The organism is Bdellovibrionales bacterium, from assembly GCA_016716765.1.
In the GTDB taxonomy this organism is placed as follows: Bacteria; Bdellovibrionota; Bdellovibrionia; order Bdellovibrionales; family UBA1609; genus JADJVA01.
Genome location: JADJVA010000007.1, coordinates 15,978 through 30,728 on the forward strand (window position 1 = coordinate 15,978; position 14,751 = coordinate 30,728).

The 14,751-nt window shown below is 47.1% G+C and carries 11 protein-coding genes and 6 pseudogenes; 11 read left to right on the forward strand and 6 right to left on the reverse strand.

Annotated elements, in window-relative coordinates:
* The first annotated feature begins 40 nt into the window (after positions 1 to 40).
* On the forward strand, positions 41 to 205 hold the full coding sequence (locus IPL83_06245) for a hypothetical protein (protein ID MBK9038751.1): 165 nt from the start codon (positions 41 to 43) through the stop codon (positions 203 to 205).
* A 20-nt stretch (positions 206 to 225) separates the two neighbouring features.
* Here the strand turns inward: IPL83_06245 and IPL83_06250 are convergent, their stop codons facing one another.
* Entirely contained in the window at positions 226 to 684 is a 459-nt protein-coding gene (locus tag IPL83_06250) for a hypothetical protein (GenBank protein MBK9038752.1), read from the reverse strand.
* A 198-nt stretch (positions 685 to 882) separates the two neighbouring features.
* On the opposite strand from IPL83_06250, the pseudogene IPL83_06255 reads away from it, so the two are divergent.
* A pseudogene (locus IPL83_06255) lies at positions 883 to 1,938 on the forward strand (hypothetical protein).
* 22 nt (positions 1,939 to 1,960) lie between these two features.
* Here the strand turns inward: IPL83_06255 and IPL83_06260 are convergent.
* From IPL83_06260 to IPL83_06270, 3 genes are all read right to left on the reverse strand, one after another.
* Positions 1,961 to 2,932 carry an AgmX/PglI C-terminal domain-containing protein gene (locus IPL83_06260; protein MBK9038753.1) on the reverse strand — a complete coding sequence of 324 codons (972 nt, stop codon included), beginning with the start codon at positions 2,930 to 2,932 and terminating at the stop codon, positions 1,961 to 1,963.
* 60 nt (positions 2,933 to 2,992) lie between these two features.
* Positions 2,993 to 3,418 (reverse strand): preprotein translocase subunit SecG, encoded by a 426-nt coding sequence (secG, locus tag IPL83_06265; protein ID MBK9038754.1) that lies wholly within the window; start codon positions 3,416 to 3,418, stop codon positions 2,993 to 2,995.
* 253 nt (positions 3,419 to 3,671) lie between these two features.
* A complete protein-coding gene (locus IPL83_06270) occupies positions 3,672 to 4,496 on the reverse strand; it encodes a response regulator (GenBank protein MBK9038755.1) in 825 nt (274 codons plus the stop codon).
* Between the two features lie 205 nt (positions 4,497 to 4,701).
* Here IPL83_06270 and tmk point away from each other — a divergent pair, with 205 nt between their 5' ends.
* The 6 genes and pseudogenes from tmk to IPL83_06300 all read left to right on the forward strand — a co-directional run bounded on the left by tmk (position 4,702) and on the right by IPL83_06300 (position 10,384).
* Positions 4,702 to 5,349: a dTMP kinase gene (gene tmk / locus IPL83_06275; GenBank protein ID MBK9038756.1), complete on the forward strand. Its 648-nt coding sequence runs from the start codon at positions 4,702 to 4,704 to the stop codon at positions 5,347 to 5,349.
* A complete protein-coding gene (locus IPL83_06280; protein ID MBK9038757.1) occupies positions 5,325 to 6,293 on the forward strand; it encodes a DNA polymerase III subunit in 969 nt (322 codons plus the stop codon). Before tmk ends, IPL83_06280 begins: the two co-directional genes overlap by 25 nt.
* Positions 6,271 to 7,087: pseudogene (locus IPL83_06285) on the forward strand (TatD family hydrolase). Before IPL83_06280 ends, IPL83_06285 begins: the two are co-directional and overlap by 23 nt.
* A gap of 180 nt (positions 7,088 to 7,267) precedes the next feature.
* Positions 7,268 to 8,272: pseudogene (gene gap, locus IPL83_06290) on the forward strand (type I glyceraldehyde-3-phosphate dehydrogenase).
* Between the two features lie 40 nt (positions 8,273 to 8,312).
* Positions 8,313 to 9,517 (forward strand): annotated as a pseudogene (locus IPL83_06295) (phosphoglycerate kinase).
* 68 nt (positions 9,518 to 9,585) lie between these two features.
* Positions 9,586 to 10,384 (forward strand): annotated as a pseudogene (locus IPL83_06300) (triose-phosphate isomerase).
* A 144-nt stretch (positions 10,385 to 10,528) separates the two neighbouring features.
* Here IPL83_06300 and IPL83_06305 read toward each other — a convergent pair.
* Positions 10,529 to 10,810, reverse strand: coding sequence for a hypothetical protein (locus IPL83_06305; GenBank protein MBK9038758.1), 282 nt, complete (start codon positions 10,808 to 10,810; stop codon positions 10,529 to 10,531).
* A gap of 802 nt (positions 10,811 to 11,612) precedes the next feature.
* Here IPL83_06305 and IPL83_06310 point away from each other — a divergent pair.
* A complete protein-coding gene (locus IPL83_06310; protein ID MBK9038759.1) occupies positions 11,613 to 11,840 on the forward strand; it encodes a hypothetical protein in 228 nt (75 codons plus the stop codon).
* A gap of 861 nt (positions 11,841 to 12,701) precedes the next feature.
* Here IPL83_06310 and IPL83_06315 read toward each other — a convergent pair.
* Positions 12,702 to 13,166 (reverse strand): hypothetical protein, encoded by a 465-nt coding sequence (locus tag IPL83_06315; GenBank protein MBK9038760.1) that lies wholly within the window; start codon positions 13,164 to 13,166, stop codon positions 12,702 to 12,704.
* Positions 13,167 to 13,253: 87 nt separating this feature from the next.
* On the opposite strand from IPL83_06315, the pseudogene IPL83_06320 reads away from it, so the two are divergent.
* Together IPL83_06320 and IPL83_06325 are read left to right on the forward strand one after the other, a co-directional pair.
* Positions 13,254 to 14,455, forward strand: a pseudogene (locus tag IPL83_06320) (threonine ammonia-lyase).
* Between the two features lie 12 nt (positions 14,456 to 14,467).
* A complete protein-coding gene (locus IPL83_06325) occupies positions 14,468 to 14,728 on the forward strand; it encodes a hypothetical protein (GenBank protein ID MBK9038761.1) in 261 nt (86 codons plus the stop codon).
* Positions 14,729 to 14,751 lie beyond the last annotated feature (23 nt).

Consider the following 14,751-nt stretch of genomic DNA (forward strand, 5'->3'; position numbering starts at 1 on the left):
TCAACCGCTTCTCGATCGTCGAAAGGCCTTCGATTTTTCGATGAAAGTCCTGTTGCGATTCGATGTGCAGCTTAACTTCAAGGAATCCCCGATCTCCTTGGCGGATCCACTGGGCCTGAGTTCGAGTTGGGCCAAGGGAGCTCACGTACTTGGCGGTGCTTTTCCTGGTCTTTTGCCATCACCTTTGGATATCTCATTGCTTTGAGCGAAGAAGCCCAATCAACTTCAGATTTTGGCATGAGATCTTCCACAGGCACATCCATGAGGGCCAACTCGATCTGTCCACTCTAAAACTTGGATTCCCAAATTTTTTGAGAGAACAGAGTGCCCTATTGCCAGGAGTACGAGTGCAAAGGCTTCAGGATTTGACACCGAACGCAATGGAGAAAGATCTTGGGCGCCAACCTGCTTTTGGGTGCACCAGTCCTGAAAGGCCCGGGGAGTCAGAACCAATTTCTCGAGAGTGACTTCTAATTCCCGATTCCAGCGCAACTGATAGGTGGGCCAAAGCTGTTCGAGGCACTCCCTCCACTCAGAAAGGAGTTTGATTCGGCTCCAAAGACGAGCGATCTCGGGCAAACTCAAATGAGGATGGCAGGCCCTCACTGCCTCCAAAGGCGTCGCAGCGACTTTGTATGTCGAGAGCTTCGTGAGCAGACGTATTGAAATGTTCAAATCCGACAATGAGTTCCCTCTTCCAACAGAGAATTGGTAGCGCAGGGCTCCAAACCTTCAGAGGCTCAAAATCCCAGTTATTATCGCATTGCAAAAGAGGACGAAACTTCATCCGTCTCGGTTACCATGAATTTGGGAAGTAGTCGACTGGACAATCTCAATGGTATACCTATTGGCTATGGCGGACTGGAGAACTCGCGCTGAAATATCTGCAGATGTTGTTTTTTTTTCCCCTACGCGGCTCGCGAGGCGGAGAAACGTGCCGAAGAGGTTTATGTTTGGGATCTAGATAAGACCTATCTGGATACCCGATTCGAGACCTTGGGTGGGATTTGGCAGACAGCGATGGAGAAGGCTTTTCAGAAAAAGAATATTCCTGGGACGGGAGCACTTGGCCGTGCCCTGAAAAAAGCATTCTGAAGAGGCAATTGAAAAATCAAAGCGGGAATTTGCCATCTACTTCATTACGGCTTCGCCTCCGCAGTTGGAACGTAAAATTTATGAGAAGATGGTTTTGATGGAATCTATCCTTTTTGGTATTTATTTTAAAGATAATCTGAAGAATCTTCATCCGAGACGCTGGTGGCGTCTCACTCAACAGGTCGGTTATAAGATTCAAGCTCTCCTTTTACTTCGCCTTCGATTTAAGTCGGATGTTCGTTTTATCATGTGGGGAGATGACAGTGAGTCCGATGCTGTTGTCTATGCTTTGTTTTCTGACATCTGTTCTCGTCGAATGGAAGGGGATCAATTGAGAGAGACCCTCAAGTCTTTGTCCGTCGTGGGAGAGCAAATGGATTCAATTGTCGATCTGCAGCAACGGATTGCGCAGGGGGATCCCGTCGAGAAGGTTTACATCAATCTGGCTGAAGACACAGACGCTGATTATTATCTGAAATTTGGAAGGCGAACGCTGCCGACCTACAGCAGTTTTCAAACGGCTGTGGACTTGTTTCAAGATCGGCGTCTTTCGGGAGAACTGGTTGTAACCGTGGCTCAAAACCTCGTGACCAATTTCGGATATACCCACGAAGAGCTTGCACGGTATCTGGATGATTTGGTTCGACGTCAACGGATCGGTGCAGAATCCCTAGCGGATCTCTTGTCGGTTCTCCAGAGCTATGGTCTTATTCACAAGAAGTGGACTCCTCCATCGCTCCGAAATCAGTAACGGAGCGGGTAGGAGATACGGTCATTGCATTGGAAGGCAGCTATGAACCTTGGGTTCCTGAGAGAATCGACTATCTTCATGACTATCGCTGACTTGTTTTGGGAAAAATTGTGATCATTCAAAAGTCAGCGGAAAAGATCGAGTGATGGGTTGGCCTTTGAATGCTTGAAAAGGAGTGTTTCTAAAAACACTTAATAAGCAGTTGAGGAGTTGCTGATTTTCAATTGTTGTCTGTAGTACCTTTACCTCATCAATTTTTCCACGTGGATCGATGGTGAAACTGATCACTACCTGGCCATTTACGGGACCTGTTTCCCGAATAGAATTGGCCTGGCATTTTTGGAATTGGCTCTTTTGGTTCACGATCGTATCTTCGATGTAGGAATTTGTGAGAGTATCTGGAATAGAGTTCGTCACCGTCGAGGACGGGGAGGGCTTCTTTTGTTGGATTAGGTGCAGCTGGCTGAGGTGTCGCTTCTTCACCTTCAAGGCTGTCATTTGGATTTTCAGCCTTCGATTCCTCCGGATTAGATTTAACTCACGTCGCGCGATTCCGATCTCAGAACTTTTAAAGATGAGTTCGAATTCTTTCTTTTTTGGACGAAAGGAAGGGGAGAAAAGTTGGCGGTCCTTGACGATAAAGAGTTTTCCCTTTGTCCCGTCACGAAGGAGTTCGAAGTCACCAAATAAAATGGTTAGATAAATAGGAGAATTCGTATCGTTTGGATTCCAAAGCTCAATGATTGCCTTCGTATTTTCCAATAGCCTTAGTTCTGTTCCATTTGGAAAGTTCAGGGAAAGAGATGACTTTTTATCGACCAGGAGCTGATCCTGGTGGTGAATCGACCCTGATTTTAATAAACGGGTGTTGCGAGGTCTTCCGTGAAATCGACGCCAAACCCGATCTCCTTCGGATAAGGTGTATTTGGCGACCTCGGCGCCCAATTCACTCTGTTTTTCTGGATGAAAATATCGGGCCATAAACTGGCTAAAATCAGGAGTGAACGAAACAACAGAGAGCCCGATGATTGCGCAACACACAAAAATAAGGTGGCAGGATGACGAAGCATGATCGAAGCATAGCACTGTCCGAGAAGTCTTCAATAATCAAAGTTTTGTGTTCTGTCCTGCGGAATCAAAAAAATACTATTTATCGCCTTTGTCAGCTTTATCGGCAGGAGTGGGCTGAACTTTCGAAGTATCAGTGGCCGGCTTTGCTGTATCCTTGCTTGTGGATTGATCAGCAGGTGTCGGCGTTGCAACAGCTGCCGGAAGTTCTGGATTGGAAGGAGCTGTTTGAGAAGCTGGTGGAGGGACGTATTTATCCATCAAACTTTTTTGGGGCTTGGAAGTCAGATAGGCCAAGCCCAGGCAAGTTACCGCAAACATAATGGCCGTAGAACGGGTCATTTTGGTTAGAAAGTCGGCTCCACCTGTTGATCCAAACAGGCTATTGGATCCACTTCCACCGCCAAAAACCCCTGCGGCGCCACCCTTGGAGTCTTGAAGAAGAACAAAGATGATGAGTACCAAAGCAATAAATAAGTGAACGACGGTGATGAATGCTAACATAAATGAGGCGCCTCCAAGGCCCCGGAGTATAGGGGAGGCCATTTTGATCGTCATCTAAATTTTATGAATTTTTATTGGATTGTTCCCGCATATTCTATGCCATCTATCTATTAGTCTATTAGTTTATGTCAGAGGGGGTGGAGTCCAAGGCTCTTTTTCTTTTTGAAAATTCAAACGGCAACAGATTCCAGATCTTCCTTTTTATTGGAATTATAGGCACTTAGAACAAGGCTGAGGCTGTGTCCGATGATTTCTACAAATCGAATTTCGTTGTCAGAGAGTCTCTTTTTTTCGGCGGGCAACCGGAGCGAAAGGCTCCATAGATTTTATGGTTTTGATACAAGGGGCAGACGACGAGGGAACTAAAATTGACGGATTTAAGGCTTTCTCTGATGGCTTTGAGTTCTGAGCTCATATCAATGTTTTCGATCGCGAGGAGAGCACCGGTCTGCCAGACGTGGATAATTTCTGGATACTTGTTGAGATCCAACTTAATTCCGGTTGCATCTCTGGAATCATGGGAAGCGATGACCTCGCCTTCCTTATGATTGTGAACCTTGATAATAGAGCAGCGAACCCCATCTAGTTTCATCGCAGCCATTCGGGTTAGGTTGAAGAGTTTATCGGCCAAGGGGTCGGCTGCATTGGCGGTTCTTAAGACCAGGTCTGTCAGATAGAGCAAAAGAGTTCCTTCTTCGACGGATTTATCTTTATTGGGATTGAGTTCCTGGATTGTTCGAGTTTTGCGCAGATGAAAAATCAACCGATGCAGGACATCTTCGTACAGAAAGGGTTTGATGATGTAATCGCTGGCCCCCAGTTGGAGCGATTTCTCGACATTGCTTTTTATGTTGTGCCCCGACATAACGATGATCTGAGGGAGAGAAGATCTGCCGACTTTGGATTCTCCCCTGATTTTTTCCAAAATTTCGTAGGCGTTTCCCTCTGGAAGCATGAGATCAATTAATACCATGCGAGGTTTCCAGGTATTGATCTCATTCAGGACATCAGTTCCCTTTTCGACCTTGTGTACTTCGAAATTGCATTCCGCAAGGAAATCGCCAAGTCTTCGGCTCAATTGCCGATCATCATCGGCGATCAGAATTTTGATTTTTTCGAAACAGCCATATATATCGCCTATCGGTCATATTGAACTGGTGCGTAAGGGAGTGATAAATCAAATACACTATCAGTCGAATGTATCGCATAGCGGCAAGACCAAAAGAGCAGGATAATGTCTTTATTGTAAGTGACTTTTGAAGTTCGACCGGAGAGAAGGAAATATGGCGTTTGTAGTCTTTGAAGGCTTGGATGGAGCCGGGAAATCAACTCTAATTCGTGGTCTGGAGAGTCACCTGCAGACCTTGGGCCTGCCTTCGGTGGTGACTCGTGAGCCGGGAGGAACACCTCTGGGCGAGGAGATTCGGACACAGTTGTTGCGAATCGAGGGGGATACTCCGGTTCCTCGGGCGGAGCTTCTTCTGTATCAGGCTGCGCGGGCCCAACATGTGGACCGGGTCATTCGTCCCCAGTTGGCTCAAGGGGTGTGGGTCCTGTGCGACCGTTTTACTGAAAGCACGATGGCCTTTCAGGTCGGGGGACGGAGCATGAACGAAGCCGCGGTGAAGTGGCTCAATCATTATGCGAGTGACGGGGTCTGTGCAGATCTGGTTGTCTTACTCGATATTCCAGTTGAAAACTCTCTCGAAAGGATATCCAGGCGCGAGCAAGAAAGTGGTCAAACGAAGGATCGGTTTGAAAGGGAAGCGCAGCTGTTTCACCAGAAGGTGAGGAACAATTATTTGGATCAATCTAAAGCGGAACCTAAAAGATGGTTGGTCCTCGATGGTCGTAGCGCGTCCGATATTTTGTTGGCTCAATTGATTCTAAACTTGGAGAAAAAGGGATGGCTCGACTTTTCAACCAATTAGTGGGCCATCAAACAGCTCAAGATCGTTTGCTTTCCGCTGTTGAAATCGATCGACTTTCACCGACGCTGTTATTGGTGGGGCCAGCCGGTATCGGCAAGAAGTTGTTTGCAAGGTCAATGGCTCAGGCGCTTGTTTGCGAAGTTGATCGGCGGGGTTGTGGAGAGTGTCCTTCGTGCAGACGAATAGAAAAGGGAGAATCAGAGGCCTTGCTTCATATTTCTCCAAGCGGAACACAAATCAAGATTGAGCAATCGCATGAAATTCTTCGTTTCTTGAACTTGCGGGCCTGGGGTCGAGCTCGAGTTATTATTATTGAAGAGGCTCACCGCCTGAACGTGCAAGCAGCCAACGCTTTACTAAAAGCTCTCGAAGAGCCTCAGGAAGGCACCTATTTTGTACTGACAGCTGTGAGTGCCTACAGTGTTTTGTCCACCATTCGGTCACGGTCTCAGATTGTGCGAATGGCTCCTTTGTCGCGCGCAGACTTGGGACAGGTTCCTGGTATTGAGGATTGGATGAAGGCGTCCTGTATGGGTCGTCTCGATGTTCTTAACCAGCTCCGTGAACCAGAGGTCATCACACAGCGCCAGGCCACTCTTCAGTTGTGGTCGCAATTGGGAGAAAAGGCTCCCTTCGAAATGGCACGTGAGATGATGGAAATTGGAAAGGATCAAGAGGAGGGTCTTCGAAGCAGTCAGTGGGCTCGTCAATTGATTCGAGATGCCCTCTTTAAAAGGGAGGGATTGGTTCCTTTCATTCATTCAGATTCTCTGCCAGAGATTGACAAAATGTCACGACTGGATCCAAGGATTCTGCATTGGCTCCATGGTGAGTTATTGGAAATCGAAGAGGGCATTCAGAGAAATTGGGATCGTCATTTGACTTGGGATGCCTTTTTCGTTCGGGCCAATGAAGCCATGAATGCAACAAAAGAAAGTGAGTAAAACATTGGAAGTCACTGAACGCTGGATCGATGTTCATAGCCATCTCATTTTTTAGAAATGAGCCCGCAGGGAAGCACTGGCCCATGGGCGCTCGGTCGGGGTAGAAAGGGTCATTACGATTGGGACCACACCCGAGGACCACGAGGTCGTCCTGGCTTTGGCAAATACTTTGGGTCCCGAGGTTTACTGCACCTTAGGAGTTCATCCCCACGAGGCCATTCTATACAATGAGGAAGTTGGACAGAATATGCGATCTCACCTCCAGCAGGACAAGGTTTTGGCTGTCGGCGAGATAGGTCTTGATTAGCATTATGAACATGCCCCACGTGAGATTCAGCGCGAGGCCTTTCGATCCCAGTTGCAGATCGCTCTCGAGACAAACATGCAGGTGGAGATCCATACTCGCGATGCCGAAGAGGACACAATCGAGATCCTAAAGGAGTTCAGGGCGAAAATTCGCGGACTTGTTCATTGTTTTACGGGAAGTCTATGGTTGGCTGAAGAAAGCCTTCGTCTCGGTTTGGATATTAGTTTTAGTGGGGTCGTCACCTTTAAGAGCGCAGGGGCATTGCGCGAAGTTTGTCAGATGGTTCCTCTTGATCGCTTGCACGTCGAGACAGATTGTCCTTATTTGGCGCCAGTTCCCGAAACGTGGAAAGAAAAACGAACCTGCCTTTGTTGTCCACACGGCTCGAGTGGTTGCCGAACTCAAAGGCATTTCGATGGCAAAGCTGTCTGAGCAGACCTGTCGCAATGCTTTGCGATTATTTCCCAAACTCATATGGGAATCCTAGACAAGGTTGGGAGCTCTCAACCGAGTTGGGAGTCCTCAACTGAGTTGGGATTTGCCTGACATTTTCTGAATCGCCACGCTTGCACACCGCGTTTTTTGTGTAGCACTTGGATTTTTGGTTGGCTTGTAATAGAAGACGACAATCTCTAGGGCATGAGTCGTATTAAACAAAGGAGTTCCTGTGAGTCGATTGCGCGTGGGTATCAACGGTTTCGGACGGATTGGACGGATTCTTTTTCGAGCTGGCTTCGACCGGTTCGATATAGTGGGAATCAATAATCTAGGAGACGCAAAACAAGCGGCACATTTGCTTAAGTATGACAGCACTCATGGTCGTTACGGTCATTCTGTGGAAGCAGGAGAAAACGACATCAAAGTGAGAGGCAAGAAAATTCCTCTTTGTGCGGAGAAAGACCCGGCAAAAATTCCTTGGAAAGACTGAGGAGTGGATTTGGTCCTTGAATGTACCGGTGCGTTCAAGAAAAAGGAAGATTTCCTTAAGCATATCGATGCCGGAGCAAAACGGGTTATGGTTTCAGCTCCGGCTGACGGGGTTGACTTAACAATTGTTTATGGAATTAACCATGAGTCTTACGATCCCAAAAAGCACAGAGTGTTGAGCAATGCTTCGTGTACAACGAATTGCTTGGCACCACTAGCAAAGACCTTGAATGACAATTTTGGGATTGAACGTAACTTTATGACGACGATTCACTCCTATACCAACGATCAAATGGTCTTAGATGCTTTTCATAAAGATTTAAGACGAGCCCGTTCAGCCGCGGTATCGATGATTCCTAAGACGACGTGTGCGGCCAAAGCGGTCGGCGAGGTTCTCCCTGAACTTAAGGGTAAGATTGATGGGTTGGCCATTCGGGTTCCGACTCCCGACGGAAGTTTGGTTGATTTCGTTTTTGAAACGAGAAAAGAGCTGAGCGTGGATCTCATTAACTCGGCCTTAAAAGCTTCAGCCAACGGACCACTCAAGGGAATTCTTCGTTGTGAAGAGGATGAGTTAGTGAGTTGTGATTTCATAGGAGACTCGGCGAGTTCGATCGTGGATCTCCCCAGCACGATGGTGATGGGCAAAAATTTTGCCAAGGTATTTTCATGGTACGACAATGAAATGGGTTTTTCTCATCGGATGGTGGATATGGCGCTGTATATGGCCGAGCGGGGACTTTGATCGCGACCGCGTGAGAAAATATTTTTATGAGGAGAGTAGCATGTCGTCCAAGACCTTAAAGGGTATTCGGTCAATCGAGGAATTAGAGCTCAAAGGAAAAGCCGTTTTTTTGAGAGTTGATTTTAACGTTCCCATGGAAAACGGAAAGATAACGGATGACAACCGCATTCAGGCGGCGCTTCCAACGATTCGGTACGCTCTCGACAAGGGAGCTCGGTTGATCCTGGCCTCTCATCTTGGGCGACCTAAGAGTCCGACGGACAAGAAGTATTCGATGGAGCCAGTGGGTGTTCACTTGAGTGATCTGCTCGGGCTGGATGTGGTGCTCATTGACGACACTCGAAGCGATGCTCCAAAAGCAATTTTGAAGGGATGGAAGGACGGCCAAGTGCTTCTTCTTGAAAATCTGCGTTTTGACCCAGACGAAGAAAAGAATGGCAGGGATCTTGCGCTCGCGATAGCAAGTTATACGGATGTTTATATCAATGATGCCTTTGGATCCAGTCATCGAGCTCCACACTAGTATCGTGGCACTGGCCAGGGAGGTTAAGGTAAGAGGCATTGGATTCTTGATGAAAAAGGAGATCGAATATCTCGATAAGGTTCTTTTTAATCATGAAGCTCCATTTGTTACAGTTCTTGGTGGAGCTAAAGTCAGTGATAAAATTGGTGTGATTGAAAATCTGATTGATCGGGTGGATACTTTCGTTGTGGGTGGAGCGATGGCCTACACTTTTCTTGCAGCCCTGGGAGTGGCGGTTGGGACTTCTCTTGTCGAGAAGGACAAATTGAAATTTGCAGCTGAATTGCTCGAAAGAATAAAAGCGCGCAACAAGAGATTGTTGTTACCTGTTGATCATGTGATTGTTCCGGCCTTTGATAAAGTGGACGAGGCCAAGATCACTCCAACAGTCGTTATTCCCGATGGCTGGATGGGAGTCGATATTGGACCCAAAAACCAAGTTATTTACGGCGCAGAATTAAAGCGAGCAAAGACGATTTTTTGGAATGGCCCAATGGGCGTGTGTGAAAAAGCTCCCCGGGCGAAGGGAACTTTTGCCGTGGCCCAAGTGATGGCTGACAATTCTGATGCGGTGACGATTGTGGGAGGGGGGAGACTCCGCTGCAGCGGCAAAGGCTTCGGTTTTGGCCGATAAAATGAGTCATATTTCGACAGGTGGAGGAGCCAGCCTCGAGTATCTCCAGGGAGATAAGCTTCCTGGGATCGAAGCCGTGAGGGCCTAATTTTTTCGTTCCCTATCCATATCCTTACCCATATACTTACCCATATCCATGAAAAGGGGGTCACAGCAATGGCCAAGAGAATAATCTGTGCAGGCAATTGGAAGATGTATAAATCTCCGTCTGAGGCTGAGACCTTTCTTCGCGATTTTCGAAGATATGTAGATGTTGAGTTTCATCCAGACTTTCTTATTTTCTTGCCAGCAATAGATCTATTGGTGGCTCGGGAAATCCTTGCTGACACGGCGGTGGGATGGGGTGCCCAGAATTGCTATTTTGAGTCGCAAGGAGCTTTTACCGGCGAGAATTCACCACTTGTTTTGAGAGAAATTGGAGCCTCCCATTGTTTGGTGGGACACAGCGAGAGAGGCGCAGTCTTTTGGCGAAACCAATGAGCAATGTGCCAAGAAAGTGTCCGCCGTGCAAAGACAAGGATTGATTCCACTCCTGTGTGTCGGTGAATCTCTTTCTCAGCGTGAGGCGAATGAGACAAATCGAGTTATTGTTGAACAACTGGAGCAAGGACTTCATGACGTAGACTGGGAAAAACCGGTTTGGCTGGCTTATGAACCTGTCTGGGCGATTGGAACCGGAAAGGTCGCAAGCCCTGAGCAGGCTGGCGAAGCTCATTCGGTTTTGAGGAAAGCGCTCAATGCGATGGTGGGCGAGAGACACGCTCGAACAATCCCTATTCTTTATGGTGGGAGCGTCAAACCGGATAATTCGCAGACAATTGGTGTTCAACAAGATGTCGACGGGTTTTTGGTCGGCGGAGCAAGTCTTGTGCTGGAAAGTTTTGTTGAAATTTACCCCAATGCCCGTTCGATTCAGTCGAAAATTAAAATCCCCAGAGATCAAGTCCTGCCATAAGAACCTGGTATTCAGACGAAAGCACTTTGGCAGTAAAAACAAGTTCCGTAAATGAGCGACGAGGACGATGGAGTTCAGTCGCTTGAGTGCCTCCAAGATAAAAGGAAAGTCGGCCGCCAAAACTTGCCTTGAAGTCAGGCGAGGTCACTTTTCATACCCAACCAGAGGGCCAAGTCGAAACCAAGGCCCCAGACACCACAAAAATCGGAGTTCTGGTGCGATCGTCACCACATATTCATCATTTCTTCCTCCCACCCAACCGATGACGAGTCCTGTCTCAATCAGCATTCGATCGACGAGTACGGCCGGCCAGCGTGCGGTCATATCAAGTGCGGTAAAGTGGCTGATGTCAGAGTTTCCGCTCACGCCATAGTAGTGTCCGTAGATCTGAAAGTGACTCGCACCATAATCAATGGAGGAGCCCAAGCTCCCATCTGAGAGATAGCGTTTCCAAAGGCCTGTTTTCCAGTTTCGCTGATAACGGCCTTCCTCTTCAATTTGGCGATTTTCAAAAAATGTTTGATAACTGCCATTTGAGCCGCCCGTTCCGCCAATGATTTTCTTCCTTTAAATGTCCATTTGAAAAATAGGAACGCCACCGGCCGTCTTTTTTATTAAGCAAATAAGAACCTTCGGTGGCGGTCTTCCCATCGGCGAAGTAGCTAGAATGTAAGAACCAGCCGCTCTCCCTTGTTCGATTGGCACCACTTCTCCCGCTCATTTTTTCCAAGACGTTTTCCTTTAAGGTCAAATCTGGTGACGTTGATCATCCCAAGCTTTCCTGAGCTGGAAGCAAAATGAGAAAAAAAACTAAAACTAGCATGAAAAAAGGATTGTGAAACATTCGTACAATGATGCCTTCTGGCCTATAATGGATCAAGCCCCATCCGTATGTGAATCCTTCACTTTGTGGGACAATATGACAAGGATGGCAAAGCCTCTGACATTCTTAGGATTGTTTGATGATGCGTCAAGTTGTTTTACATGTTTCATTAATGAAATCAAATATTTAAATAATTTTGTCTTGCGAGAGATAGGGACCTTTTGTTAGCCTTTTGGTGTCATCTGTGTGAAAGAAAAAGTGACACTGAGGAGTTTACCTCTGGGGAACCTCGGCCCTCATCAGAGAGAAATCGGTGGATTGGGCCTTGCCGATGGATGGTCTCGAGAAGAAAACCGTGGGCTCAGTATTAACTGAACGAGAAGTTCCTCGAAGGAGCCAAAGTTAATGCAAAAGCCAACTCATTTTCGTCGCTGTCATGTCTGCGGAAACCTCAATCAAATGCAAGAGAGAAGGGTGGAATGCTGTTCTCATTGTGGAAAGCATCTCTGTCAGTTCTTTTATTTCGATGATCGTCTTGTCGTGACTCCTCAGGACTGTGGGCTGAGACCCGAACAGCTGGCCGGTGAGTGCTTGCCCATACAGGGTCTGACGGTCTACTGGGAAGGGGTTTGATCAGGCCTACCATCAAGATCATGATTATACTTTATTTTTTGTTTGTGATTTTGATTTTTCGTCTTCTGTTTTTCGCAACGGATCCATTCTTCAGAAAGCTTGTCGTCAGAGTTGATGATCCGAATTTCTAATTTGTCTTTTTCTAATCTGAGGTCAGAATCTTCTGCTTCTGAGATTTTTTCACATATGGGCAGCGAGCTTTGACTTGTTGGATCAAAAACTCGGAATAAAACCGTATGAGCACCATGTGCCCACCCCGTTAAAAAATAAAGTCTATCGCCAATAAGGATTTCCTTTTCAGAAACCAATCCAAATGGGGGAGATTCTGGCGCGTAGGAAGGCAGTGATTTATCTCCTTGGCTAAAGTAAGACTAATCGCTTGACCGTCGAAGACAGAATCGTTTCCAACTGAGACTTCATGGTCCAAGCCGGCTGGGCCAAGGTAGGGAGTGAGCAGGCAAAGAGAAGGAGTTGAATCACAAATACCGTCACAACCCTCGCTGTTTCCCAAGAGCTTGAAGGATTGTGCCTGGAGAGTTGCACCGTCTTGAGCATGTTAATTCTTCCCTTCTCTATTTCGACTCTTGGGGAGGCTTGGCTTTATTGAGGCATTCTATAGTGACAGCAGAGGATCTTATTAAACATTTTTCACAGTTTAAAATTCGCTTTACGTAAGTCTCGTTAACAGTCGGATCGTCGTCCCCTCCTGTATCTCTTTAGCGCAGTTTAAGATTTTTGGGATTACTTTCTTCGAATTTCTGATGGAGGATGGCCAGGCCAATCTCCATTTGAGCAAGAGGAAAAGATTTCATTTTCTCGTAATAGGTGGCCCCATTCTTAATCTGTTCAAATCCAGCGACTTTAGAAGAAAACCAGTCTCCTCGGGTGAAGAGATCTCTGCAGGTGCTCTTCGTTGTCTGGGCAAAGACCCGATGCAGACGAGCTTGAGGCCTTAGCTCTTAGATCAAACGTGGATTCGTTGTATGCCTTGCATGTAAGAACTTGAGGGCTGTATGACAGTCCATGGACTCTTGTCAGTTCTTGGTACCCTTTAATGAGGGCTTTGCCTCTCTCTACAAGTTCCAGTTCAGAAGGTTTTGGTTCAGACCACTCCTTCAGAGAAGGAACAATCTTAGGATCAAGAATCTCTTCAGATTCATTTTTCTCGGTTGCCTTTTCGGAGATGGCCTTGATGTTCTTTGCCTGATCTTGGCAACTCCCGCGATTGAACTTACACGGGTCCTTCGTACTAGCTGACTCTGACTGCGTATCAGCATGAAGAAGAAAAACAAGTAGTATGCCAAAAGCATGAAAGAGGAGGTTCATCAAAATCCTTATCGGACGGAATCAACTGATTCAAGAGGTCGAGTGGTTGATCTTGACGAACGCCCAGAATTAGCTATCAATTGAAGCATGCCAATCAATTATAATGATATTGAACAAGCGGCCCAGGTGATTAAGTCCAAAATGAGCAAAACCCAGCTCCTTCATTCTCGAAGTTGTTCGCGATGGCTGGGAACGGACATCTATTTGAAATATGAAAACCAGCAGATGACCGGTTCCTTTAAGATCCGGGGTGCTTTTAATAAAGTATCAAGTCTCACAGAGCCTGAAAAAGCGAGGGGAATCGTGGCATGCAGCGCCGGAAACCATGCTCAGGGTGTGGCGCTCTCCGCCAGTTACACAGGGGTGAAGGCGCATGTGGTGATGCCAGTGAATTCTCCTCTGGTGAAGGTCATGGCGACTCAAAGCTACGGGGCTGAGGTTATTTTATATGGCGAATTTTTCGACGAAGCCTACGCTCGGGCCAGAGAGCTTGAGCAGCAGAGGGGCTATGTGTTTGTGCATCCCTACGAAGATCCTAAAGTGATTGCAGGTCAGGGGACAATCGGACTGGAAATTCTTGAGGACCTTCCTGACGTCGATTCAATCGTGGTGCCTATTGGTGGAGGCGGCTTGATTTCTGGAATTGCAACAGCGGTTAAAATGCTGCGTCCGGGTGCAAGATTTACGGTGTGGTGAGTGACAATACACCTGGAATGTATCATTTGTTTAAAGGCGAACCAGAGATGAAAGCTCCCAATCGACCGACAATCGCTGATGGAACAGCAGTCAAAGCCCCCAGTAAATTGATGTATCAGGATTACATTTCCCGGCTTGTCGACGAAGTGATTCGAATCAAAGACGATGAGATTTCCGAAGCTATGGTTTTTTTGTTGGAGCGGTCCAAGACCCTTGTTGAGGGGGCCGGAGCCATGCCCTTGGCTGCGGCATTAAAAAAGACCTTGGATTTGGGAAAGAAGTCCGTCTTTATTCTGTCGGGGGGGAATGTCGATCTAAATGCCTTGGCGAATATCATTGAACGAGGTATGAGTCGTCGCGGAAGATTGGCACGACTTCAGGTTGTCGTGAACGATGTTCCTGGCAATTTACACAAGATCACAGGTGTATTGGCTGATCAAAGGGCCAACGTCTTAGAGGTCTACCACGATCGCCTGGGAATGGGGCTTGATATCAGTGAAACAAGTATCGAATTTTTGCTTGAAACCAGAAGCTCCGAACATGTCGAAGAGATCAAGAGGATTCTCCGGGCTCAGGGGGCGAGAGTTCTTTAGAACTGGTGGCATGTGAAGGCGGCAACTGAGGAGATCGATCCGCTCTATCGAAAAATGTTGCCCCTTCGAATAACCAAAGGTGAAATTCGTAAAGTTGAAATCATCAAAGCTGCAGTGGAGTGTTTGGCAGAGGGTGGTTATGAGCACTTTAACTACAATACGATTGGTCTCAAGGCCGGTTTGCTCGTTCCCACATCGCTCACTATTTTCCTGATAAGCGCGAGATTTTGTACCTGGTTGTTCATGGGATCTATCGTGAACTCCAACAGTTAGTCATCGAGAAAATATCAGAGGCA

Excerpts from the sequence above, each read along its gene's own strand:
- tmk (MBK9038756.1), top strand. The coding sequence starts at position 4,702 with ATGGCGTTTGTAGTCTTTGAAGGCTTGGATGGAGCCGGGAAATCAACT.
- IPL83_06245 (MBK9038751.1), top strand. The coding sequence starts at position 41 with ATGAAAGTCCTGTTGCGATTCGATGTGCAGCTTAACTTCAAGGAATCC.
- IPL83_06310 (MBK9038759.1), top strand. The coding sequence starts at position 11,613 with ATGCAAAAGCCAACTCATTTTCGTCGCTGTCATGTCTGCGGAAACCTC.
- secG (MBK9038754.1), bottom strand. The coding sequence starts at position 3,418 with ATGTTAGCATTCATCACCGTCGTTCACTTATTTATTGCTTTGGTACTC.
- IPL83_06280 (MBK9038757.1), top strand. The coding sequence starts at position 5,325 with ATGGCTCGACTTTTCAACCAATTAGTGGGCCATCAAACAGCTCAAGAT.
- IPL83_06315 (MBK9038760.1), bottom strand. The coding sequence starts at position 13,166 with ATGAACCTCCTCTTTCATGCTTTTGGCATACTACTTGTTTTTCTTCTT.